Genomic DNA, 24,744 nt, shown 5'->3' with positions numbered 1-24,744 from the left:
GAATGCTGCAGAAAATAATAAAAAAAATTTCATCACTGTCTGTAGAGCATCCCATTCCAATAATTATAGTCTTTATTTTTATAACCTTATTTTCGCTCTTTAATTTACAGGCTGTAGAGATCGATACAGCAATTAAAAGTCAGATCCCGAAAGAAATGCCTTCCCGGATCAGACTGGAAGAAATTGAAAATATTTTTGGTGGAACAGAAATGATAATGCTGACATTAGAAGCAGAAGATGTGCTGGAAGCTGAACTGCTGAGAAAATTAAAGTTTATTTCTGAAAAATTAGGGTCTTTACGAGAAGTTGATCAGGTTAACAGCCCCTTTACAGTAAATATAATAGAAGGTAGAAATGATGAGCTGCTGATAGAAAGTGCCGTTAGTACCATTCCTACAGATGAGATTGCAAAAGAGAGTTTAAGAAAGCGGCTTGAAAATAGTGAATTAGTAATGGGTTCAGTTTTTGCAAGAAACTTTAAGGCAGTCAGTATTGCTGTTATTCTCTCTGATAATTTTGATGATGCAGAGCTTCTGGCTAAAGTTGAAAATATTTTAAAGGAAGCAGAAAATAAATTTTCGGCTGATGAAAAAGTTTTAAAGACTGGACTGCCGATTATGAGGGCCTTAAATGCAGAAATTATGCAGCATGATATGCGGCTTTTAATGCCTCTGGGATTAGTAATCATGCTGATCTTTCTCTTTCTCTGTTTTAAACAGCTGCGGGGAGTGTTTTTACCTTTTATTGTTGTAGTGATGTCGATTATATTTTCTCTATCACTGCTGCCTCTTTTGGGCTGGAAGTTTCAGCTTTTGACAGTCATTTTACCGGTGATTTTAATAGCAGTAACCAATGATTATGGGATTCATATTATTGCTGCCTATCAGGAACTGGCAGTTGGTCAAGCTGATTCACTTTTGGTTAGTAAAAATTCAGTTTTAAAGCTTGGTTCACCAATAATTGCAGCTGGTATCACAACAGTTGTAGGCCTACTCTCACTTTCTACACATTTGATAGTACCTGCTAGAGAGCTGGGAGTGCTTGCAGGAGCCGGGATTACTTTTGCACTTTTTGCCAGTCTTTTATTTATACCGGCAGTTTTATCTTTACTTAAAGTTGAAACCCCACTGCAAAATAATCAGGCTGAGCTTAATAATCTTAATCATAAAAGTAAAAAAGGTATTATAAATAGAATTCTCTTTAAAATAGCTGAGCTGGTCAGCAAAAATGATAAAAAAATTTTAATTGTAAGTCTATCTGTTATTTTGGTTATTTCTGCCGGGATTTTGCTGCTAAAAGTTGACACTAATCCAATTAGTTTTTATAATCGAGAATCTGATATTGTGCGGGCAACTGAAATAGTTAACCAACATTTTGGAGGTGCAAACACTATATCAGTGGTTGCCAGAGGAAACATTAAAGAGGCTGAGATGATGCAGAAGATTAGTGACTTTGAACTGGCTATAGAAGAATTTGAAAATGTAGGAGAGGTTAATGCAGTTTCTACAATCATTAGAACGATGAATAGAGAATTCCACAATGGCCAGTCAGAATTCAAAAAGATTCCAGAAGATGACTTTGCTCTATCGCAATACCTACTGCTGTTTTCAATGTCGGGAGATCTTGATAAAATGATAGATTTTAGAGAAGAGAATGCATTGATAACTGCGAGAATAAAGACTAACAGTACTGAGCAGATTAGAGAGGTTTTAAATAAAATAAAAAATGAAGCTGATAAATACCAGAAAGGAACTTTTCCTTTGATTGGTGGTTTTGGAGATCTGCTGTCTGAACTCGTAAATGCTGTTGTCCAGGGACAGATTCTTAGTCTTTTTATTTCTATAATTCTGGTTGCAGCTGTTGTTATGATTTTATTTAAGTCGTTTACAGCTGGATTATATGCAGCAGTTCCACTTGTAACTGCTTTAATTTCCTTATTTTCACTAATGGGTTTTTTGAATATTAAACTTGATATGATTACAACTATGCTTTCTTCAATAATGATCGGAGTTGGAGTTGATTATACTATTCATTTTCTCTGGCGCTATCGAGAAGAAAGAAAAAACTTGAATAAAAAAGAAGCAGTGATTAAAACTCTGACAACTTCTGGCCGTGGTATTACATTTAATGCCCTTTCTGTAATAGTTGGCTTTTCAATTTTATTTGTTTCTGGTTTTTTACCAGTGAAATTCTTTGCTTTTTTAGTAACAGTTTCAATTGCTGCCTGTTTGATAGGGGCCTTGCTAATACTTCCAGCTCTGGTATTAGTTTTTGAACCAAAATTTTTAGAAAAGAGTAATTGAATCAGTTTCTTTTAATTTTGAAGGATTTATGTTATACTCCAAATAATGTGATAAAAATAACAATAAATGTAAAGAGGAGATATAATGTTAGATAAAATTAAATCTTTTATCTTTGGCCCGGACTACAGTCAGCTTAAAAAGGAATATGAAGCGGAGCTTATAAATCTAGAAAGAATAAAAAATAAAGCTGAAAAATATTATAAAAATGGTGATTTTTACTGTTCTGAATCAATTGTTAAGACTTTTATTAAAGAATTTAATCTGGATCTTAGTAATGATGTGGTAGCAATGGCATCATCTTTTCCAGTTGGTATGGGACATTCCGGCTGCAGCTGTGGAGCAGTTATCTCATCACAGATGATGATTGGTTATTTTTTCGGCAGGAGAAATGCTGGAGAAAAGAAGGTAGAAAAAGCAATGGAACTTTCCGCTGCAGTGCATGATTATTTTAAAGAAAAAAATGGCTGTCTCTGCTGTCGTGTTTTAACAAAGGACTACAAAATTGGTTCTAAAAAACATCAGAAGCAGTGTATTAAATTTACAGGTGAAATGGCCTATTATACAGCTAAATTAATTTGTGATGAACTTGATATTAACTATATTACAGCTGAGGCTTGATAATCTTTTTAGCTTTGTTATAATAAATAGTGGTTGTGAGAGCAAATAGAAGTAATTTATTCTCTAAAAGAATAAATCGCTTCTAATCAAAGTTCAATCTTCTTCAAAGTAAAAAATGCTCAAAAAGAACTATAATCTTTACAAGGAGGTTTTTACTTATGGAAAGAATTAGAACTATCTTTGCTTCATTGATGATTATAACACTGCTGATTACAGGGATGGCATTACTGCCAGATGAGACTCAGGCTCAGGATAAGACAATTGAACTTGGTTATGTTAATTGGGCGGGAACAATTGCTGAAACCCAGGTTGCTAAGGTAGTATTGGAAGATATGATGGATTATAATGTTGAAACAACAATGGTTGGAGCTGGCCCAGTTTATGCAGCTTTAGCTGAAGGTGATATTGATGCATTTATGGGAGTTTGGCTGCCGCTAACACATAAAGATTATGTTGAAAAGTACAAAGGTGAGATAATTAAAACTGGTCCTAATTATACAGGTGCCAAAATAGGACTTGTTGTTCCAGAATATGTAGATATTGATTCTGTGGAAGAATTAAATAACCACCGCGACAAATTTGAAGGAAAGATTACAGGTATTGAACCTGGTGCTGGAGTCATGGAGGCCACTCATGCTGCTATTGAAGAATATGATTTAGATTTTGATCTATTAACCAGCAGTGGACCGGCAATGACTGGTTCTTTAGAAAGTGCAGTCCAGAAAGAGAAATGGATTGTTGTTACTGGTTGGAAGCCTCATTATAAATTTGCAAAATTTGATTTGAAATTTTTAGAAGATCCAAACAATGTGTATGGCTCTAAAGAAAATGTTTATACTTTCCATAATCCACAGTTGGCCCAGGAAAAGCCTGAGGTTGTAAGCTTTTTTCATGATTTTCGGATGACTACAGACGAATTAGCAGAGGTCATGGCCTGGATTGAAGATGGAATGGAAGCAGAAAAAGCAGCCCAAAAATGGGTAGAGGAGAACAAAGAAAAAGCTAAAGGCTGGACTAATCCAGTTGTAGTCTCTGAATAAGTTTGAACTTAAATTAGATAAAATATGATATTTTTAAATTCTAACCCTGCTGGTTAATCAGCAGGGTTAAGTAATTTTAATGATCTTTAATATCACTTTCATTTTTAATATAATATTGTAAAATAGTATATTAATGTTATAATTATATCAGTAATCTATTGGGAGTGGTCATGTTCATGGTGAACATCCTGGACTTCAAATCCGGCGGCAGGCAGGCGGACCTGTCTGTGGTGGGTTCGATTCCCATCCATTCCCGCCAATAAAATTCACAATCTTTCTGGCATCTATTTAGATTATATAATCTTTTTAGGTGTATTTTTTTTAGCAGATGAGCTATTAATTTTAGGAGGAAGTATTATGAGTAAAAAAGATCTTTTAAAATCAATACCGGCTGTCAATGATATACTGGCTGCCAAAAAGGCAGAAAAAATTAAAAATGACTATTCCAGATCCGATTTGTTGGAAGGAATTAGATATGCAGTCGGTAAATTAAGAACTAAGATTTTAGCCTCTGACTTTTCAGCTTCTGATTTTGATAAAGATGAACTAAAGCTAGAAAATATTTTAGATACAGCTAGTAATTATTTAAAAAAAATATACCAGCCTCAGCTGGCGTCTGCTGTAAATGCTACGGGTGTTGTGATACATACTAATCTGGGCAGATCTCTGCTGGCTGAGAGTGCAGCAGAGGCAGTTAATAATGTGGCCAGACATTATTCTACCTTAGAAATTAATAGAGATAGTGGTGAAAGAGGTGACCGTTATTCATCTGTTCAGGATATCATAAAGAAGTTAACTGGAGCAGAAGCTGCACTGGTTGTAAATAATAATGCGGCAGCACTGACCTTAGTTTTAGCTGCGGTAGCTAAAGGTAAAGAAGTTGTCATTTCACGGGGAGAACTTGTAGAAATTGGAGGGTCATTTAGGATCCCGGAAGTTATCGCACAGAGTGGAGCAAATTTAGTCGAAGTTGGCTCAACAAATAAAATATATTTAGCAGATTATGTGAATGCTGTTACTGAAGAAACAGGTGCTTTTTTAAAAGTACATACCAGTAATTATAGAATTAAGGGTTTTACAGCAGCTGTTGAAGCTGAAGAACTGGTTAATGATGCCCATCAGAGAGAGATACCTGTTATAGAGGATCTGGGGAGCGGTATAATTTTTGACCTGCAGTCTTATGGACTACCTTATGAACCAACTGTTAAAGAAAGTATAGATGCCGGTATTGATCTGGTAACCTTCAGCGGAGATAAACTGCTTGGGGGGCCTCAGGCTGGAATAATTGTGGGTAAGAAAAAATATATTGAAAAGTTAAAACATCATCCCCTATTAAGAGCTTTAAGAGTTGATAAATTTACTCTGGCAGCACTTGAAGCTACACTAAAGTTGTACCGCAATTTTGAAGATGCTGCAGCTGAAATTCCAACTCTAAAGATGCTGACAGAATCAGATCAGAAAGTTAAAGAGAGGGCTGAAAGGCTATTTTATTGCTTGGAAAAAAATTATAATTTCGATTTTGAAATTGAAAAGGATAAAGCTAAAATAGGTGGTGGAAGTTATCCGCTAACTGAAATAGAGACCTATGTTTTAACAATTGATTCCAGTTTGATGTCTCCAGAAGAGCTGGCTTATAAACTTCGTCAAGCAGGGGTGCCTATCTTCAGCAGAATTAAAAACCAGAAATTAATAATTGATTTAAAAACTGTACAGGTCGCTGAAGTTGAATTACTGGCTGCAGAGATTAATCAGATTTTGAGGGAGGAAAGCTCTGATGCATGATAAAAATATTATTATCGGCACAGCAGGGCATATTGACCACGGAAAAACCACTTTGATTAAGGCACTCACAGGTGTAGATACAGATAGATTAAAAGAGGAAAAAGAACGCGGGATTTCAATTGAACTTGGTTTTACTTCTTTTGAACTTTCTAACCAGAATCAGGTAGGAATTATTGATGTGCCAGGCCATCAGAAATTTATAAAAAATATGCTGGCTGGAGCTGCTGGAGTTGATTTAGCAATTTTAGTAGTTGCTGCCGATGAAGGGATGATGCCCCAGTCTAAAGAACATCTGTCAATTCTTGATCTGCTTGGTGTCAAACAGGGAGTAGTTGTCTTATCTAAAATTGATAAGGTAGATGAAGAATGGAAGCAGCTGGTTAAAGAAGATGTCCGGGAAAATCTAGCCGGTTCTTTTTTAGAAAAGGCAGCAATTATTCCTGTTTCTGCTGTAAAAAAAGAAGGATTAGATTCATTAAAATTAGAACTTAATAATATTGTAGAAAAATTAGATGACAAAAAAATTAAAAATAATACTTATTTTCCAGTTGATAGAGTTTTTACTCTTAAAGGTTTCGGAACAATAGTAACCGGAACTCTTTTTAGAGGGGTTATTGAAGTAGAAGATCAGCTTGAACTTTATCCTCAGTCTAAAAAAATTAGGGTTAGAAGTCTGCAGGTACATAATGATCAGGTCCAAAAAGTATATCCAGGACAGAGAGTAGGAATTAACATCTCTGGTATTGATAAAGATGAGCTGCAGCGGGGAGATGTGCTGGCAGAAATCAATTCAATTTCTAAGACAAAATATTTTGAAGCAAAATTGAAGCTGCTAAAAGATCTAAGTTTTGTGCTCAAAAATGGGGAGCAGATAAGATTTCATATTGGGGCCAAAGAAACTATAGGCCGAATCTATATTTATAATAAAAAAGATCTTTTTCCGGGGGAAGAGGCTTATGTTTTATTCAGCCTGCAGGAAGAGGTTGCAGCTTTCTTCGGAGAAAAATTTGTGATCAGAAGATATTCACCGATGGAATTAATCGGTGGTGGGCAAATTATAATTGTTGACCCACCCCGGAGAAAAAGAAGTGACCAGCAGCTAACTAAAATGCTTAAAGAAATCGAAGCAGCAGACTGGCTAAAAAGGATAGAAATTTTTATTAATTCCAAAAAATATGAATCAGCTTCTTTGGCATATTTATTAAAAAAATCATCACTTGAAGAAACTAAAATTGAAAATATTCTAAAAAGATTAGAAAAGTCAGGCAGAGTAATCTGTCTAAAAGAAGGTAGAAACAGCCTCTGGATTCACATCGACAAATTTGCAGAAATTGAAAAACAGGTACTTAAACTAATTGCTTCTTACCATCAGCAAAATCATCTGGAACCTGGAATCAGTAAAGAAGAGCTGAGATCAAAAATCCCATTTGATTTTGATAAGCAGGAGTTTAATAAAATTATGGAGCTTTTAGTTTCTAAAAATTTAATTAAGGAAAAAGAAAATGCTGCAGCACTTTTTGATTTTGAGATTAGTTTTACTGACGCAGAAAAAGAGTTAAAAGATAAAATCTTAAAAGAGTTCAGAAAAAGTTTATATTCTCCTCCCAGTATAGAAACTATTAAGAATCAATTAGTAGATGTTGATCAGCAAGAAGAAAAGAAATTTAATTCAATTATTAATTATCTGCTTTTTAAAAATGTGATAATCAGATTAAATGACGAGATTTTAATTCACAGTCAGGCCCTAATCAGAGCAGAAAAAATATTAAAAGAGTATTTAAAAGAGAATTCTACAATAGAACTGGCTGAGTTTAGAGATTTAATTGAAAGCAGCAGAAAATATGCTCTAGCACTGCTGAAAAAATTTGAGAAAGAAGGTCTGCTCAAAAAAGATGGAGATCAGAGGGTACTTTTTAAGTGATTTGTTATTTAGATATTTTATTTAATTCAATAATAGTTTGAAATAATTAAATCTTACTAGTTAAAAAAGTTATTATATATAACTGTATACAAGGATATTTTAAAAAATTACCAGTGTATACCGGGATTAGACCTTTTAATGTAAGTGGACTACTTGACAGTTGTCAGAAAAAGGATTAAGATTATTACAACTTAACATAAAGCTAAAGCGAATTGAGTAGAAAGGAGTGAGCTTTAATGTTAAAAGTAGAAAGCGCAGTAAAAGAGTTTAGTGGATTTAGAGCAGTTGATCAGTGTTCATTTGAGGTAGAAAAAAATTCAATTACCGGTCTGATTGGACCAAATGGAGCTGGTAAAACCACAATGTTTAATTTAATTGCAGGGTCTTTAAAATTAGATCAGGGAGAGGTATATTTTTCAGAGCAAAAAGTTAATAATTTTGCGCCTCATCAGATTGCCAGATTAGGTCTGGCAAGGACTTTCCAGATTCCTAAGACTCTAAAGAAAATGACAGTACTTGAGAATTTGATGCTTGTTCCATCAGGACAGAGTGGTGAGAATATCTGGAACAGCTGGTTTAGAGGCAGCAAAGTAGAAAACGAAGAAAAAGCAAATGCAGCTAAGGCTTATGAGACCCTTGAATTTCTCGAGTTGGAGCATCTTGCTGATGAAATGGCTGTTAATTTATCAGGTGGCCAGAAAAAATTACTCGAATTAGGTAGAGCCCTGATGGCAGAACCGGAATTGATTTTACTTGATGAGCCCGGAGCTGGTGTTAACCCAACCTTACTAAATAAAATTGCAGAAAACATTATTAAATTGAAAGAAAGAGGAAAAACTATTCTTTTAATAGAACACAATATGGATTTAATAATGAATATCTGTGATCGGGTAATAGTAATGAATGATGGTAAACATCTGGTTGAAGGAACACCTGCTGAAATTAAAAAGAATCCACAGGTTTTAGAAGCTTATCTGGGGGAAAAAACGGCCTAAGGAGTGGTCTCATTGTTAAGTATTAAGGATATTTATGCTGGCTATGGTGAGATAGAAATTATCCACGGTATTTCTCTGGAAGTTAATGAAGGAGAGATAGTTTCAATTGTGGGGCCCAATGGTTCTGGTAAATCTACTCTTTTAAAATCCATTTTTTCTCTTGTTGATATTATGGGGGGCAAAATTAATTATCTGAATAGTGATTTAACTAAAATCACTACTGATCAGATGATAAAAAAAGGATTATCATTTGTTCCGCAAACTGATAATATTTTCCCTAGCTTAACTGTGGAAGAAAATTTGGAACTGGGTGCTTATGTGTCAAAGAAAAAACTAAAAGATAGATTTGATTTAATTTACAATCTTTTTCCACCATTAGTAGAAAAAAGGAAGAATAAAGCAGGTACTTTAAGTGGTGGTCAAAGACAGATGGTGGCCTTTGGGAGAGCTCTTGTAATTGAGCCCAGGCTTTTACTTTTAGATGAGCCGACAGCCGGACTGGCACCGATGTATATTGATCTTATTTTAGAGAAGGTAGAAGAGATAAACGAAACTGGTGTTTCTATTTTAATGGTGGAGCAGAATGCAAAAAAAGCACTTGCTATGTCAGATAGAGGTTATGTACTGGCAGCAGGCGAAAAAAAATATGAAGATAGTGGGCGTGGCTTACTTGAGAATGAAGAAGTAGCGCAGCTCTTTTTGGGAGGATAAGTCTATGGTCGCACAGCTATTTTTAAATGGATTGATTCTGGGCTCAATTATTGCCCTGGGAGCAATTGGTTTATCACTGATTTATGGGATTTTGAAATTTGGACATTTTGCTCATGGGGATTTAATGACCCTGGGAGCTTATTTTGCTTTCCTGTTTAAGGTTCAGCTTGGCCTGCCGTTCTGGCTGGCTTTTGTTTTAGCTGCAGCTTTTACTGCAGGGACAGCAGTACTTTTGAATATTATTTTATACAGGCATTTAAAGGAAAGAGATTCTGTAATTGTAATGATTTCTTCTGTGGGAGCAGCTCTAATAATTAGAAATTTTGTCTTATTAGTCTGGGGGCCGCAGAATAAATTTTATGATAAGGCAATTCAGATGCCGATTATTTTAGGTGATGGTCTGCTGAGAATTAAAGAAAATCAGATCATAATTTTAGTTTTAGCCTTAACCCTTGTTATTGCAGTTCATTTATTTTTAAGCAAAACTAAACTGGGTAAGGCAATGAGGGCGATGGCTGATAACATTGATCTGGCCCAGATAACCGGGATTAATACAGAAAAAGTAATTATCTGGACCTGGGCAATGGGGGGAGTGCTGACAGCAGCCGCCGGTATTTTACTGGCCTTTGATACCCACCTGACTCCTGTAATGGGCTGGAATTTACTGCTTCCATTATTCGCAGCGGTTATTTTAGGCGGAATTGGCAGCCCCTATGGAGCGATGTTTGGGGGGCTGGTAATTGGGATTTCTCAGGAAATGTCGACTCTGATAATTTCTGCAGCCTATAAACCTGCAGTTGCTTTTACAATTATGATTTTAATGTTAATAATTAGACCTTCTGGTTTAATGGGAAAGAAGGTGTAAGCAGATGACTTTTGCTGGTGTTTTTTCATATTTAGTTTTCTTTTTAATTTTTGTTGGTATTTATGCAATTATGACTTTGGCTTTAAATATCCAGCGCGGCTTTGCCGGGCTTTTTAATATAGGAATCGCTGGTTTCTGGGCGGTTGGAGCCTATACTTCAGCAATTGTGACCAAAGGAGCTTCGCCCGATCATCTAGGAGGTTTTGGAATGCCTTTTATTTTGGGACTGCTGGCTGCTGGAATTGTTGCTTCTATCCTGGCACTGCTGGTAGGGATTCCAACAATTCGCCTGCGGGAAGATTATCTAGGGATTGCAACAATTGGTATTGCCGAGATAATCAGGCTGGTAATTAAAAATGAAGCCTGGTTGACAAATGGAGTTCGAGGAGTTTCTGCGATTCCCAAACCTTTAGCTGGAATTTTTGGTTCAAATTATAATCTCTTTTTTCTTTTGATAGTGGCTGCAGTTATTGCCATTTTTTATTATTTAAGTGAAAAGGGAATCAATTCTCCCTGGGGCAGAGTTTTACGAGCAATTAGAGAAGATGAAGAAGTAGTTAAAGCTGCCGGGAAGAATGTGGTTCGCTATCGAATGGAGGCCTTTATTTTAGGTGCTTTTATGATGGGAGTTGGGGGTGCACTTTATGCTCATTTTACTTCCTTTATTTCACCTGAAGCTTTTAGGCCAATGCAGGCTACATTTTTAGTCTGGATTATGCTGATCATTGGCGGCAGTGCCAATAATTTTGGTTCGCTTGTTGGAGCTCTTTTGACCTGGGGAATCTGGACAGGAACTGAATTCTTAACAGGAATGCTGCCGGCAGCCTATACAACTCAGGCTGCAGCTGTTAGAGTGATTTTAATTGGTATTTTTTTAGAAGTGATTTTATTGAGCCGCCCTCAGGGATTATTTGGCGAAAAGAAATACAGCAGTAAATCAGCGGCTAATAGTTAGATGAAAATGTTTTATAATTTTGCTCTTAAGTGAGTATTTTAAATACGAGTAGAGAGAATAAGAGGAGGAAAATTAATGTTTAAAAAGAAAATATTTATTACAATGCTGGTGATGTTGTTTCTGTCTTTGACTGTTAGTGGAGTATTTGCTCAGGAAACTGTAAAAATAGGTACTTTAATGCCGCTCACAGGTGGACTGGCTTCTTATGGTCAGTTTACTCGTAATGGTACGCTTTTGGCTCAGAAGATAATTAATGAGCAGGGTGGACTGCTTGGGGGTAGAGAGCTTGAGTTAGTCAATGTTGATACCCAGACTAATCCTCAGGCAGGTGTCGATGGAGCCCAGAAGCTAGTTTCTGTAAATGGAATTAATGCAATTGTTGGAGCTCTATCAAGTGGAGTTACTATTCCGGTTGCTGAGAGTGTAACAGTTCCGGGAGAAGTAGTTTTGATTTCTCCTTCATCTACCTCACCTGTGCTGACTACCTTAGATGATAATGGTTATGTATTTAGGACTGTACCATCTGATAGTCTGCAGGGAGTAATTGCAGGAAATCTGGCAGCTGATTTAAATCACGAAAAGCTGGCTATTATCTATGTTAATAATGACTATGGTCAGGGACTTAATGATGCAGTGATCGAACAGTTTGAAAAAAGAGGTGGAGAAGTAACTGCATCTATTGCATTTGAACCAAATAAGGTATCATATAGAAGTGAGCTGATGGATGCTGCTTCTGAGAACCCTGATGCTCTATTATTAATTGCCTATACTGATGATGGTGGAATTACAATTATCAGACAGGCTTTAGAAAATGGTTATTTTGATGAGTTTATATTTACCGATGGCTTAAAGGCTCCGGAAATAACTGAAGGTGTTGAACAGTATTTAGAAGGAATGAGGGGAACTGCTCCAACTTCAATGCCTGGTGGAAATGGTCCTGAATTATTTACCGAGCTTTATGAAGAAGAGTTTGGGGAAATTCCTCCTAAGCCCTATATTGACACTAGTTATGATGCTGCCTTTGTTCTGGCATTAGCTATCGAAAAGGCCGGCAGTACAGAGGGGCCAGCCATTAGAGATGCAATTAACGAAGTTTTATCTGAAGATGGAATGGTAGTTAATATTAATGAGTGGAATAAAGCCAAAGATTTAATTGCTGCTGGAGAAAAGATACGTTATGAAGGAGCTTCAGGCCCGATTCTTTTCAATGATGTCGGAGATAGTATGGGAGCAATTGGTATCTGGAAGATAGAAGACGGAGATATTGTTAATGAAAGTGTAGAAGTCCAGTAATTAATTAGTAAGTCTTAAAATAATAGAATAAATGAACTGATTATTAAAAGACCCCGATTATTTTTTCGGGGTCTCTTCTTTTAACTTAAATTTTTTTTGCAATCTAACTATAATAAGCTGAACTTATCTCTTATTCTTTATTTTATTAACAAAATACTTATGAAAAGCTAAATTATCAGTAAGCTCAGGGTGAAATGCTGTTCCTAACAGACAATCACTTTCTACAGCAGTAATTTGCTTATCTTTTTTGTGTAATATCTCTAGTTTTTGATTAAACTCAGTTATTATTGGAGCTCTAATAAAGACTAATTCTTGTGGAATATCTGACACTTTTTTTATCAGACTCCTTTCTACAAAGCTTTCAAGCTGACTGCCGAAAGCATTTCTTTTAATCTTAATATCCAGTAATCCAAGCTGATCTTCATTTTCTCCCTCAACTTCTTTTGCCATCAAAATTAAACCCGCACAAGTCCCCCAGATTACTTTTTGCTGTTGATAAAAGTTAATAATAGGCTCTTTGAATTTATAACTGGCAATTAACTTTCTCATTGTGGTGCTCTCCCCACCAGGAATGATTAGCCCAGAACATTTCTGCAGCTCTACTGGTTTTTTGACAGGGACTGCATTAGTACCCCTAATCCGATTTAGATGATCGATGTGTTCTCTAAATCCTCCCTGTAGAGCAAGTACTCCAACTGTAAGCTCCATTTTACCAGCCCCGATCAGCCATTTTTTCTGCATCTGTTAGGCCATTAATATCAATTCCTGACATTGCCTTCCCTAAATCTTCGGATACTTCTGCAACAACCTGGGGATCTTGATAGTGAGTTGTTGCTTTAACAATAGCTTCAGCTCTTTTAACAGGATTTCCTGAGCGAAAGATTCCAGAGCCAACAAAAATTCCATCACAACCAAGCTGCATCATTAAAGCTGCGTCTGCAGGAGTTGCGATTCCACCAGCAGCAAAATTTACCACAGGTAATTTGCCATTTCTTGCAGCATATTCTACTAAATTAAAAGGCGCTCTCATTTCTTTAGCAGCTGCCATCAATTCTTCACTTCCCATATTTGTTAGTCTATTGATTTGAGATTTAATTTTACGCATATGACGAACAGCTTCAACTACATTTCCTGTTCCAGCTTCACCTTTTGTTCTGATCATAGCTGCACCCTCTCCAATTCTTCTAAGAGCTTCACCAAGATTAGTAGCTCCACAGACAAAAGGGATATTAAATTTTCTCTTGTCAATATGATGAGCTTCATCAGCAGGAGTTAAAACTTCGCTTTCATCTATGTAATCAATCTTAAGTGCTTCTAAAATTTGAGCTTCTACAAAATGTCCAATTCTAACTTTTGCCATTACAGGAATTGAAACTGTCTCTACAATTTCTTTAATCATTTTTGGATCTGACATTCTGGCGATTCCGCCTTCTTTTCTAATATCTGCTGGAACTTTTTCTAAAGCCATAACAGCCACTGCTCCAGCATCTTCAGCAATTTTTGCTTCTTCTGCATTAGTGACATCCATAATAACTCCACCTTTTAACATTTGAGCTAGATTCTTGTTTAAACGATATTTTTCTGACATTTTTAATCTCCTCCAATTGATAAATTTAAATTGTAATGATACAATAATGATATAAAGCAACTTAATTTACTAAATAGCAATACAATTATAGATTAAGTAATACAAAATGTCAAGAACTAATACAAAAACCTAAAAATAAATAATTGTACTAATACAAAGGAGTGATTGTTATTTTTGAATTCAGCCTAAATAAGGAAAGTGATAAAACTCTTTACCTACAGCTCTATAAAAAGTTAAAAAATGAGATTAAAAATAATATTCCTGCTGATACTAAGCTGCCGCCAATCAGAAAATTAGCAGAAAAAGTTGGAGTCAATCCAGCAACTGTAGTTAAAGCATATAATTTATTAGCAGAAGATAATTTAATTTATAAAAAAGTAGGTAGTGGAAGTTTTGTTGCTCCAACTCAAAAAGTTATAAGACCTGAAACAGGTGAAAACATGCTGGAACATGGGCAGATTAAACTATCTGAGAATATTAATTTAGCAAGCGCTGCTCCCAGCAAAGAATTATTTCCCGTTGAAGATTTTAAATATGCGATTAATCAGGTTTTAGAAAGAGACCAGGGAGAAGCATTCAGTTATCAAAAAAGTCAGGGATTTTTATCTTTAAGAAAATCTATTCAAAAATATTTTATGAATAATGGAATAAATTCTTCTTTAAAACAAATTCAGGTAGTATCTGGAGCTCAGCAGGCAATTGATATTTTAAGTAAGATATTATTAGATTTTGGTGAAAAAATTGTTGTTGAAGATCCTACTTATTTTGGAGCACTTCAGGCTTTTAATTCCAGGAAAGCAGATATAATAACAGTTAAGATGCAGGCTGATGGAGCAGATTTAGCAGAGTTAGAAACTCATCTTAAAGAAAACCAAATTAAATTTTTCTTTACCATGCAGAACTTCCAAAATCCAACTGGTGTCAACTGGAGTTTTGAAAAGCAGCAGCAGCTTTTGAAATTAGCAGAAGAATATGATTTTTATATTATTGAGGACGATATTCTTTCTGATTTGTATTATAATGAAAGTAGAGTAAAAACATTAAAAGAATCTGATGAAAAAGATCGAGTAATCTATATTAAAAGTTTTTCAAAGGTGTTTATGCCTGGATTAAGATTGGCCTTCATAATTTTACCAGATAAGCTGCTGCCGGAATTGTTGGAAGCTAAATATGCTACTGATATTTCAAGTGGAGGCTTAACCCAACGGGCTTTTGATTTCTATTTGCGGGAAGGTCTGCTAGATAAACATATAGATCTGCAGCGAAAACTATTTAGAAAGAAGTATAATTTAATAACAGCTGAAATTAAAAATGAGCTGCCAGCAGAAATTAAAATAGTTTATGAATCAAATGGAGGTCTTTATCTCTGGTTAAAACTGCCGATTAATGTTGATACTAAAGAACTCTATCAGGCTGCAGTTAAAGCAGGTTTGGTATTTTCACCAGGATATTTGTTTTCTTTAAATAATATTTTTTCTAACTATATCCGCTTAAGTTTTGCAGCTGTAAATGAGGATGAGATTAAAAAAGGGATTAAATTATTTAAAAAAATATATTATGATTACTTAGGTGAAGAAATAGATCAGGAATATAGCCCATTACTATAAAAATGATATAAAATGCTGGTTACTTCCAATCTTTTTTAAGAATAAGATATTTGTTTCTGCTTGACATTAAAAATTGCATCTGTTAATATTGAGGTGTAAATGTGAAATAAAAATTGAATTTGTACCTCATATAATAGTGGGAATATGGCCCACAAGTCTCTACCGGACACCGTAAATTGTTCGACTATGAGGGAAGTGTACCTAGGTTTCCGCAGCTAAAATTTTGCTGGCTGGTCCGAGCGGTACAGATATGAATATTATATATCACACCGAAGGGATAAAAGCCCAGGCGGGGAGGTTCTACTCATCAAAGGTAGAGTCTTCCTACCTGGGCTATTTCTATTTTTAGGGAATTTAAGACTATTATTTGTATTAATCCAGTTAAACTGGAAATCTAGAATCAGGAGTGGATATAATGAACATTCTTCTCATCGGGAGTGGTGGAAGAGAAAATGCACTTGCCTGGAAGTTAGCACAAAGCAGCAGAGTAGATGAGTTATATATAGCAGCAGGTAACCCGGGGACTGCAGAATTTGGTGAAAATCTTGACTTTAACGAAAGCAATCAGGAAGCACTTTTAGAGTTTGCTTTGAAAGAAAAAATTGATATTACAGTAGTTGGACCGGAGGCTCCTCTGGCAGCAGGAATTGTTGATCTTTTTGAAGATAATGGACTTAAAGTTTTTGGACCAAATCAGAGTGCTGCCCGACTTGAAAGTTCAAAAGCCTTTTCCAAAGAATTAATGCAGAAATACCAAATTCCAACTGCAGAATACAGAAGTTTTACGGAAGCAGAAAAAGCATTAGAGTATATAGCAGAAAAAGAGGCTCCCATTGTGGTTAAAGCTTCAGGCCTGGCAGCAGGTAAGGGAGTTATTGTTGCTCAGACAGAGGAAGAAGCAGCAGCAGCTGTTGAAACAATCATGAAAGATGAAAAATTTGGTCAAGCAGGAGAAAAAGTTGTGATTGAAGAATTTTTAGAAGGAGAAGAAGCAACAATTCTTGCTTTTTGTGATGGAAAGACTATTGTGCCGATGATTGCTTCTCAGGATCATAAACCTGCTTATGATGGAGGGAAGGGCCCCAATACAGGTGGAATGGGTGCCTATGCCCCAGCTCCGGTAGTTACTGAGAAAATTATGAAAGGTTTCAAAAAGCAAATTATGGAGCCAACCTTAAAAGCTCTGCAGTCTGAAGACCTAGACTTCAAAGGTATCATTTATTTTGGTCTGATGATCAAAGAAGGAAAAGCAAAGGTTTTAGAATACAATGTACGCTTTGGTGATCCAGAAGCACAGGTAGTGCTGCCGCTTTTAGAAACAGATCTAATAGATATTATGGAGGCAGTAATTGCAGGTAATTTAGAGCAGCTTGAAATAAAATGGAAAGATCAAAAAGCTCTTTGTGTAGTAATGGCATCTGGAGGTTATCCGGTAGAATACGAAAAAGGCAGGGAAATTTATGGAGTTAAAGAAGCAGAATTAGCTGAAGATATAATTGTATTTCAGGCTGGCACTCGACTGCAGGATAATAGACTTCTGACTGATGGAGGTAGAGTTTTAGCAGTGACAGCCTTAGGAGATAGTTTTCAGGAAGTTATTGATAAGGCATATAAAGGAGTAGAAAAAATTCGCTTTGAAGATTTCCATATTAGAAATGACATTGGCCAGAAAGCATTAGTGAAATAAGTTTAAGCTGGAGGTTATAATTTGAAGTTTAAAGATAAAACAAAGCAAAAAATTGGAATTATCGGTGGTGGTCAGCTGGGTAAGATGATGATTTTAGAGGCTAAGAAAATGGGCTTTTATGTTACAATTTTGGATCCGACAAAAAAATGTCCAGCTCACAGTATTGCTGACCAGCATCTGATTGCTGATTTTGACGACAGAGAGGCAATTAGAAAACTTGCAGAGAAATCAGATCTAATAACTTATGAATTTGAACATATAGGAGTTGAAGTTTTAAAAGAATTAGAAAGTGAAGGTTATAAGATTTATCCAACAGCCCGCAGCTTAGAAATTATTCAAAATAAATATCATCAGAAAAATGTATTAAAACAAGACAAGATAGCTGTGCCTGATTTTCTTAAAGTAACAAATCCAACTGAGATCAGAGAGGCTGCGGAAGAGTTCGGTTATCCGCTGATGTTAAAAAGCTGTACAGGTGGTTATGATGGCAAGGGAAATGCTTTAATTGACAATCCAGATGAGGTCGAAAAAGCTTTTCAGGAACTGGGAGCAGGAAAAAATCCATTGATGGCAGAAAAATATATTCCTTTTGAAAAAGAAATTTCTATTATTGCTGCCCGTGGTTTAAATAAAGAAATGAAGGTTTATCCAATAGGAGAGAATGATCATCGCAACAATATTCTTTACGAAACAAAAGTTCCTGCAGAAATTCCAGCTGAGCTAAAAAAAGAAGCTGAAGAATTTGCTAAAGAGGTACTGAAAGTTTTTGAAGGTATTGGAATTTTTTGTGTCGAAATGTTTGTGGCAGAGTCAGGTGAGCTTTTAGTCAATGAAATCGCTCCCCGACCACATAATTCTGGTCACTATACAATTGAAGGTTGTGTAACCTCTCAGTTTGAACAGCATGTTAGAGCAATTACGGGATTACCACTGGGAGATACTTCTCTGCTGAGGCCGACTGTTATGCGGAATATTTTAGGTAGTGGAGAAGAAGGTAAATCTGAGGTAGTTGGACTGGAACCAGCACTAGCAGTAGAAGGGGTTAAAATTCATATTTATCAGAAGACTATTTCCAGACCGGGCCGCAAAATGGGCCATTTGACTGTGACAGCAGCTAGTTTAGATAGGGCTTCTGAAAAGGCTTTTAAAGCCAGTAAGTTAATTGAAATTAAGGGTCAGCATTAAGCTGGAATTAAGGTGACAGCCTTAATTAATAAATTTACAATTAATATAAGTTATGAAATTTGAAAATTGATTAGAATATATCTGCAAAAAATTAGGGAGGTAAAATTTTATGAAGCCTAGAGTAGGAGTTATTATGGGCAGTGATTCTGATCTGCCAGTAATGAAAGAGGCAGCAGAAATTTTAGATCAATTTGAGGTGGAATACGAGCTGACAGTTGTTTCAGCTCACCGGACACCGGAGAGATTATATAATTATGCAGAGACTGCAGAAGAAAAGGGTCTGGATGTAATTATTGCTGGAGCCGGAGGTGCAGCTCATCTGCCGGGAATGGTAGCAGCTGTGACAACTGTGCCGGTAATTGGGGTTCCGGTTAAGACTTCAAAGTTGAGTGGGCTTGATTCACTTTATTCCATAGTTCAGATGCCGCCTGGAATTCCGGTGGCTACAGTTGCCATCAATGGGGCCAAAAATGCCGCTTTACTGGCAGTTCAGATTTTAGCCCGCAGTGACGAAGAACTAAATAAAAAGCAGCAAGAATACCGTCAGGAAATGAAAACTAAAGTTTTAAAAACAGCAGATAAATTAGAAGATATGGGATACAAGGATTACCTTGAGAGGAGCGAAAAATTTGCAGACTAGAGATATTTTTGCCAATATAAGTCCCCTTGACCACCGTTATTCAAGGCGGAAAAAGAATTTTGATGAGATTGGAAAATACCTTTCAGAAAATGCGACTATTAAGTTTCAGGCAGAGGTGGAGCTGGCCTTAGTTAAGGTGCTGGCTGAGAGGGGAATGGCACCGAAGCAGGCACCGGCTGAAGTAGAAAAAGCGATTGCGGAATTAACTACAGAAGAGGTTTATGAAGAAGAAGCAAAGACCAAACATAATATTAGAGCCTTAGTTAACTGTATTCAAAAAAAGGTAAGTGAAGAGACCCGCCCCTATATTCATTTTACAGCTACTTCTTATGACATTGTTGATACAGCAAACTCCCTCCGCTATCAGAAGGCAGCTGAAGAACTTATTCTACCTAAATTAAAAGAACTACATCAGAGCTGGACAGAGATTGCTCTCAGAGAAAAGGATAGAGTTCAAATTGGACGAACCCACGGCCAGCATGCAGTACCTGTGACCTTTGGTTTTACCATCGCCGAATATGTGGCACGCCTGGGAGAAAGAATAGAGGAAATTGAAGCTAAAACTGAAAAACTCGTCGGTAAATTCGCCGGAGCAGTTGGAGCTTACAATGCCAGCGGCATCTTTTTTGAAGATCCGGAAGAATTTGAAAAGGAAGTTCTGGCTGAGCTCGGTTTAAAGCCCGGGGAACATTCAACTCAGATAGTTCAGGCTGAGCCGATGACAGATTTTATTCACGCTCTGGTTTCAACTTTTAGTGTACTGGCAGCCTTTGCTGATGATATGCGTCACCTGCAGCGCTCGGAAATTTCAGAAATAGGGGAGCATTTTGGCAAAGATCAGGTTGGTTCTTCAACCATGCCTCATAAGAGAAATCCGATTAATTACGAAAATGTAAAGAGTCTCTGGAAGGCCTTTATGCCCCAGATGACTACAGTTTACATGGACCAGTTATCTGAACATCAGCGTGATCTGACCAATTCAGCTTCAGCACGCTTTATTCCTGAATTAATAACAGCCCTGCTTTCAGCAGCAGCTCGTTTAACCAGAGTTAGCTCCAAGATGGCAGTTGATCAGGAAAATATTAAAAAGAATTTTGAACAGAACAAAAAGATGATTGTGGCAGAACCTTTATATATTTTACTGGCAGCAGCCGGTCATCCTGATGCCCACGAGGCGGTTAGAAAATTGACTTTAAAAGCTCAAAAAACAGATCTTAGTTTAAGAGAACTTGTTGATCAGAGTCAGGAACTACAGGGCTACTGGGACAAATTCACTGAAAAGCAGAGAGAGTTAATTTTGAAACCGGAAAAGTATACAGGTATCGCAGCCGAAAAAACAGAAAAAATAGTTAAGAACTGGCAGCAGAAATTTAACTATGATCTCAAAACGGAGGTTTTATAAAGATGGAAAAGAAGGAAATGATCTATGAAGGCAAGGCCAAGCAGATTTTTAGTACTGACCAGGATGAGCAGGTAATTGTCCATTTCAAGGATGACGCAACAGCTTTTGACGGCCAGAAAAAAGGCCAGATTGCAGAAAAGGGAAAGATTAATAATAAGATCAGCAATTTCTTTTTTAAACTTTTAGAAGAAAAGGGCATCAAAACCCATTTAATCGAGGAATTAAATGAGCGCGACTCGCTGGTGAAAAAGGTTGAGATTATACCTTTAGAAGTTGTAATGCGCAATGTAGCAGCCGGCAGCCTGGCCAAAAGAATCGGTCTGGATGAGGGTACACCGCTGAAGCAGCCGGTAATTGAATTTTATTATAAAGATGATGACCTGGGAGATCCTTTAATCAATGTTTCTCATATTGAATTATTAGGTCTTGCCGGCAGAGAAGAACTGGAGCGTTTAATTGCCCTGGGCCACAGAATTAATGATATTTTAGTTAAGTTTTTAAAAGAGCGGAATGTAGACTTAGTTGACTTCAAACTTGAATTTGGAAAAACAGCTGGGGGAGAAATTATTCTGGCTGACGAAATCACACCTGACACCTGCCGCTTCTGGGACAGTGAAACAAAAGAAAAACTTGATAAAGATCGTTTCCGCCGGGACCTTGGTGATGTGGAAGAGGCCTATCATGAAATGTATAAGCGGATTACCGGCCAGGACTGGAAATAAGCTTCAACGTGAGTTGATATTTTAATTATTATTTTTTGAAATCAGATATATTTGCCTCCATTATACTTTTATTATTCAACTAAAATTCTTCTTTTGGTCTAAATAACACTACCTAATCAATGCCACCTCCTGTGGCGTGATTAGCTCAGGGCGTCCTGCCCTTCGGTGCTATTTATCCCTCAAAAGAATTAAGTTGAATTAGAATAAAATTATAGAGTCGTTAAATATATTATTCTTTCAGAAATAAGATATTTTACTTAATCCTAAAGTACTTGAGGGAGGAAAATTAATGAGAGAAAGTTGTAATTTCTCTAAGCAAAAAAATAAAGTTAAGCAGAGTTCAGCTGATTTAAAATTAACTCAGGCTGAGCTGAATCAAGATAAAATGACAGAAGAATGTGGGGTTTTTGGTGTTTTTAACGCTGATGGAGAGAGTAGTGCGGCTGAACTTTCTTATTTGGGTTTAATTGCCCTGCAGCATCGGGGGCAGGAAAGTGCCGGTATTTGTTCCAATCATAATGGTGATTTTAACCTTTATAAGGGGATGGGGCTTGTAGAAAGTGTTTTTGAAAAAGAGGATCTTGACAATTTAAAGGGTGAGATGGCAATTGGACATGTCCGCTATTCTACCAGTGGTTCGAGCAAACTTGCTAATGCTCAGCCGATTTTAATCAACAGTATTAAAGGTGATCTTGCCTTAGCTCATAATGGTAATCTTGCTAACGGGGAAGAGCTCAGAAACAATTTAGAAAGCAATGGCTCTATTTTTCATTCTACTTTAGATACGGAAGTAATAGCTCATCTTGTGGCTAGATCATTTGAGGATAATATTGAAGAGGCTTTAATTCAGAGTTTGCATCAGCTTAAAGGTGCTTTTTCACTGGTGGCGATGACTGAGGATAGCTTAATTGCTATTCGTGATCCAAGAGGTTTTAGACCACTTTCGCTGGGGAAGGTTGACAACACCTATGTTGTCGCTTCTGAAAGCTGTGCTTTTGATATTATAGGAGCTGAATTTTTAAGAGATGTGGCCCCTGGTGAAGTTGTTATAATTAACAGAGATGGAATTAAGAGCAGACGCTATACTGGTGAAAATGGAACCAGTCTCTGTGTATTTGAATATATTTACTTTGCTCGTCCTGACAGCAATATTGCGGGACAGAATGTATTGTTGGCCAGGAAAGAAATGGGGAAACAGTTGGCTAAAGAGATGGATGTTGATGCAGATATTGTTGTACCTGTTCCTGATTCAGGGATTGCAGCAGCTTTAGGCTTTGCTGAAGAATCGGGGATTCCCTATGCCCAGGGGATTTTAAGGAATCGCTATATGGGTAGGACGTTTATTCAGCCGACTCAGGAAATCAGAGATTTAAAGGTTAGACTTAAATTATCTCCGATCAAAGAAATTATTGAAGGAAAAAAAGTAATTTTAATCGATGATTCGATAGTTAGAGGTACAACCAGTAAACAGATTATTGGCAGGATTAAAGAAGCTGGAGCTAAGGAAGTTCATATGGCAATTTCTTCACCTCCTGTAGAACATCCCTGCTATTTCGGGCTTGATACTTCGCGCCGACAGGAGCTAATTGCCAGCAGTAATACAGTTGAAGAAATTGGAGAAAGCATTGGGGCTGACAGTCTTCATTATTTAACTCAGGCTGGAATGTTAAAATCTATTAAAACTGAAGTTGAACTAGGTTTCTGTACAGCCTGTTTTGATGGTGATTATCCTGTTGACAGCAGATATTTAAGTGAGGAGGAATAAGTGTGGGCTTAGATTATAAGAAAGCTGGAGTAGATATAGATGCCGGGAATCAGGCAGTAGAATTAATTAAAGAAGATGTGCAGTCTACTTTTGGTCCGGAAGTAATGACCGGACTTGGGGGATTTGGAGGCCTTTTCAAACCCGATTTGAGCAAATATAAAAACCCAGTTTTAGTTTCCGGAACTGATGGAGTAGGAACCAAACTTAAACTGGCCTTTAAACTTGATCTTCACAGTACAATTGGCATCGATTTAGTAGCGATGTCAGTCAATGATATTTTAGCCCAGGGAGCTCAGCCACTATTTTTCCTCGATTACCTGGCAACAGGAAAACTGGAGCCGGAAAAGACTGCTGAAATCGTAAAAGGAATTGCAGCCGGCTGTAAAGAAGCTGGTGCGGCTCTGATTGGAGGCGAAACAGCTGAGATGGCGGGTTTTTATCAGCCGGGAGAATATGATCTGGCCGGTTTTGCAGTTGGTATAGTCGACCAGGAAGAAATTATTACTGGTCAGGAAATCGAAGCCGGAGATCTAATTATCGGTCTTAAATCAGATGGACTTCACAGTAATGGCTTTACGCTGGCCCGGGCAGCACTTTTTGAAAAGGCTGCTTTCGAATATACTGAAGAAGTTGAAGGCTTAGAAAAGAATTTAGGCGAAGAACTGCTTCGACCGACTAAGATATATGTAAAAACTGTACTGGCTCTGCTGGAAAAATATAAGATTAAAGGAATTGCCCATATCACAGGTGGTGGTCTAATAGAAAACTTACCGCGAATTTTGCCGGCAGGTTTAAAAGCTGAAATCAAAAAAGACAGCTGGCAGCCACAGCAAATCTTTAGACTGATTCAGGAAGCTGGAGAGATTGCAGAAAGAGAAATGTACAGAACCTTTAATATGGGAATTGGCATGATTTTAGTTATCAATAAAGAAGATAAAGAAGAAATACTTGATGAACTTGAGAAAATGGGAGAAGAAGCCTGCTTGATTGGAGAAATAAATTCAGGAGCAGGAGACCACTCTCTCGAAATAAAGTAAAGAAGGTGCAGAAATGCTAAAAGTAGCTGTTTTTGCCTCAGGCAGAGGCTCAAATTTTCAATCAATTATTGACAACATAAAAAGTGGAGAGATACCGGCGGAAATTAAGCTTTTAATCAGTGATCGTCAGGATGCAGGTGCTTTAAAAAGAGCAGAACACGAAGAGATAGAACATCTATTTATTGACCCAGACCATTTTGAAACAAAGGCTGATTATGAAAAGGAGCTGATTGGACTTTTAGAAAATGCTGGAGTTGAGCTTGTAGTTCTGGCTGGATATATGAGGATTTTATCACCACTTTTTGTTAAACATTTTCAAAATCAGATTATCAATATTCATCCTTCACTTTTACCGGCTTTTAAAGGGCTTGACGCTCAGAAACAGGCGGTTGACTATGGAGTTAAATACAGCGGCTGTACAGTTCATTTTGTGGATCAAGGTATGGATACTGGTCCAATTATTAAACAGGCAGTAGTAGAGGTTAAAGCGGATGACAGTGCAGATGATCTGGCAGCAAGAATTTTAAAGAAAGAACATAAAATTTATCCTGAGGCAGTAAAGTTAATTTCAGAAGGGAAAATTAAAATTCAAGGACGAAAAGTTAAAATTCTAAAGGAGGAAAAATAA

General features: G+C 36.8%; 21 protein-coding genes, 1 tRNA gene and 1 riboswitch. Of the genes, 20 read left to right on the top strand and 2 right to left on the bottom strand.

From position 1 onward, the window contains the following. Nucleotides 1-2 precede the first annotated feature (2 nt). The 11 genes from ACZ446_RS13055 to ACZ446_RS13005 all read left to right on the top strand — a co-directional run bounded on the left by ACZ446_RS13055 (nucleotide 3) and on the right by ACZ446_RS13005 (nucleotide 12,483). A complete protein-coding gene (locus ACZ446_RS13055) occupies nucleotides 3-2,303 on the top strand; it encodes an efflux RND transporter permease subunit (RefSeq protein ID WP_464392984.1) in 2,301 nt (766 codons plus the stop codon). A gap of 84 nt (nucleotides 2,304-2,387) precedes the next feature. Next, a complete protein-coding gene (locus ACZ446_RS13050) occupies nucleotides 2,388-2,921 on the top strand; it encodes a C-GCAxxG-C-C family (seleno)protein (RefSeq protein ID WP_464392983.1) in 534 nt (177 codons plus the stop codon). 158 nt (nucleotides 2,922-3,079) lie between these two features. Then, nucleotides 3,080-3,961, top strand: coding sequence for a glycine betaine ABC transporter substrate-binding protein (locus ACZ446_RS13045; protein WP_464392982.1), 882 nt, complete (start codon nucleotides 3,080-3,082; stop codon nucleotides 3,959-3,961). A 160-nt stretch (nucleotides 3,962-4,121) separates the two neighbouring features. Continuing rightward, nucleotides 4,122-4,220 (top strand) — tRNA-Sec (locus ACZ446_RS13040). Nucleotides 4,221-4,318: 98 nt separating this feature from the next. Next, on the top strand, nucleotides 4,319-5,743 hold the full coding sequence (selA, locus tag ACZ446_RS13035) for an L-seryl-tRNA(Sec) selenium transferase (protein ID WP_464392981.1): 1,425 nt from the start codon (nucleotides 4,319-4,321) through the stop codon (nucleotides 5,741-5,743). Further along, nucleotides 5,736-7,664, top strand: coding sequence for a selenocysteine-specific translation elongation factor (gene selB, locus ACZ446_RS13030; RefSeq protein WP_464392980.1), 1,929 nt, complete (start codon nucleotides 5,736-5,738; stop codon nucleotides 7,662-7,664). Before selA ends, selB begins: the two co-directional genes overlap by 8 nt. Before the next feature lie 236 nt (nucleotides 7,665-7,900). Continuing rightward, nucleotides 7,901-8,659: an ABC transporter ATP-binding protein gene (locus ACZ446_RS13025; protein ID WP_464392979.1), complete on the top strand. Its 759-nt coding sequence runs from the start codon at nucleotides 7,901-7,903 to the stop codon at nucleotides 8,657-8,659. A 12-nt stretch (nucleotides 8,660-8,671) separates the two neighbouring features. Next, nucleotides 8,672-9,370: an ABC transporter ATP-binding protein gene (locus tag ACZ446_RS13020; RefSeq protein ID WP_464392978.1), complete on the top strand. Its 699-nt coding sequence runs from the start codon at nucleotides 8,672-8,674 to the stop codon at nucleotides 9,368-9,370. Nucleotides 9,371-9,374: 4 nt separating this feature from the next. Then, entirely contained in the window at nucleotides 9,375-10,235 is an 861-nt protein-coding gene (locus tag ACZ446_RS13015) for a branched-chain amino acid ABC transporter permease (RefSeq protein WP_464392977.1), read from the top strand. A gap of 4 nt (nucleotides 10,236-10,239) precedes the next feature. Further along, nucleotides 10,240-11,190, top strand: a complete 951-nt coding sequence (locus ACZ446_RS13010; RefSeq protein ID WP_464392976.1) for a branched-chain amino acid ABC transporter permease — start codon at nucleotides 10,240-10,242, stop codon at nucleotides 11,188-11,190. Between the two features lie 75 nt (nucleotides 11,191-11,265). Then, on the top strand, nucleotides 11,266-12,483 hold the full coding sequence (locus ACZ446_RS13005; protein WP_464392975.1) for an ABC transporter substrate-binding protein: 1,218 nt from the start codon (nucleotides 11,266-11,268) through the stop codon (nucleotides 12,481-12,483). Nucleotides 12,484-12,606: 123 nt separating this feature from the next. Here ACZ446_RS13005 and pdxT read toward each other — a convergent pair whose 3' ends face one another. Further along, a complete protein-coding gene (gene pdxT / locus ACZ446_RS13000; RefSeq protein ID WP_464392974.1) occupies nucleotides 12,607-13,224 on the bottom strand; it encodes a pyridoxal 5'-phosphate synthase glutaminase subunit PdxT in 618 nt (205 codons plus the stop codon). Then, nucleotides 13,193-14,071: a pyridoxal 5'-phosphate synthase lyase subunit PdxS gene (gene pdxS / locus ACZ446_RS12995; RefSeq protein ID WP_464392973.1), complete on the bottom strand. Its 879-nt coding sequence runs from the start codon at nucleotides 14,069-14,071 to the stop codon at nucleotides 13,193-13,195. Before pdxS ends, pdxT begins: the two co-directional genes overlap by 32 nt. Nucleotides 14,072-14,232: 161 nt before the next feature. Between pdxS and pdxR the strand changes: the two genes are divergently transcribed. The 9 genes from pdxR to purN all read left to right on the top strand — a co-directional run bounded on the left by pdxR (nucleotide 14,233) and on the right by purN (nucleotide 24,744). Continuing rightward, complete coding sequence (pdxR, locus tag ACZ446_RS12990; protein ID WP_464392972.1) at nucleotides 14,233-15,678, top strand: MocR-like pyridoxine biosynthesis transcription factor PdxR; 1,446 nt, start codon at nucleotides 14,233-14,235, stop codon at nucleotides 15,676-15,678. 106 nt (nucleotides 15,679-15,784) lie between these two features. Beyond that, a riboswitch (purine riboswitch) is annotated at nucleotides 15,785-15,885 on the top strand. Nucleotides 15,886-16,093: 208 nt separating this feature from the next. Beyond that, the gene (purD, locus tag ACZ446_RS12985) at nucleotides 16,094-17,365 is read left to right on the top strand and encodes a phosphoribosylamine--glycine ligase (RefSeq protein WP_464392971.1); all 1,272 of its coding nucleotides are present in this window, start codon (nucleotides 16,094-16,096) and stop codon (nucleotides 17,363-17,365) included. 21 nt (nucleotides 17,366-17,386) lie between these two features. After that, a complete protein-coding gene (locus tag ACZ446_RS12980) occupies nucleotides 17,387-18,550 on the top strand; it encodes a 5-(carboxyamino)imidazole ribonucleotide synthase (protein ID WP_464392970.1) in 1,164 nt (387 codons plus the stop codon). A gap of 109 nt (nucleotides 18,551-18,659) precedes the next feature. Further along, nucleotides 18,660-19,190: a 5-(carboxyamino)imidazole ribonucleotide mutase gene (purE, locus tag ACZ446_RS12975; RefSeq protein WP_464392969.1), complete on the top strand. Its 531-nt coding sequence runs from the start codon at nucleotides 18,660-18,662 to the stop codon at nucleotides 19,188-19,190. Continuing rightward, nucleotides 19,180-20,592, top strand: coding sequence for an adenylosuccinate lyase (gene purB / locus ACZ446_RS12970; RefSeq protein WP_464392968.1), 1,413 nt, complete (start codon nucleotides 19,180-19,182; stop codon nucleotides 20,590-20,592). Before purE ends, purB begins: the two co-directional genes overlap by 11 nt. Before the next feature lie 2 nt (nucleotides 20,593-20,594). Continuing rightward, nucleotides 20,595-21,314 (top strand): phosphoribosylaminoimidazolesuccinocarboxamide synthase, encoded by a 720-nt coding sequence (purC, locus tag ACZ446_RS12965; RefSeq protein WP_464392967.1) that lies wholly within the window; start codon nucleotides 20,595-20,597, stop codon nucleotides 21,312-21,314. A 289-nt stretch (nucleotides 21,315-21,603) separates the two neighbouring features. Then, entirely contained in the window at nucleotides 21,604-23,079 is a 1,476-nt protein-coding gene (gene purF, locus ACZ446_RS12960) for an amidophosphoribosyltransferase (protein ID WP_464392966.1), read from the top strand. A gap of 2 nt (nucleotides 23,080-23,081) precedes the next feature. After that, nucleotides 23,082-24,116 carry a phosphoribosylformylglycinamidine cyclo-ligase gene (purM, locus tag ACZ446_RS12955; RefSeq protein WP_464392965.1) on the top strand — a complete coding sequence of 345 codons (1,035 nt, stop codon included), beginning with the start codon at nucleotides 23,082-23,084 and terminating at the stop codon, nucleotides 24,114-24,116. 13 nt (nucleotides 24,117-24,129) lie between these two features. Further along, the gene (gene purN / locus ACZ446_RS12950) at nucleotides 24,130-24,744 is read left to right on the top strand and encodes a phosphoribosylglycinamide formyltransferase (RefSeq protein ID WP_464392964.1); all 615 of its coding nucleotides are present in this window, start codon (nucleotides 24,130-24,132) and stop codon (nucleotides 24,742-24,744) included.

The sequence above is a fragment of the Halanaerobium sehlinense genome (assembly GCF_055379485.1).
Note: the sequence above shows the minus strand (reverse complement) of the source record. Positions and strands in the feature narration are given on the sequence as shown.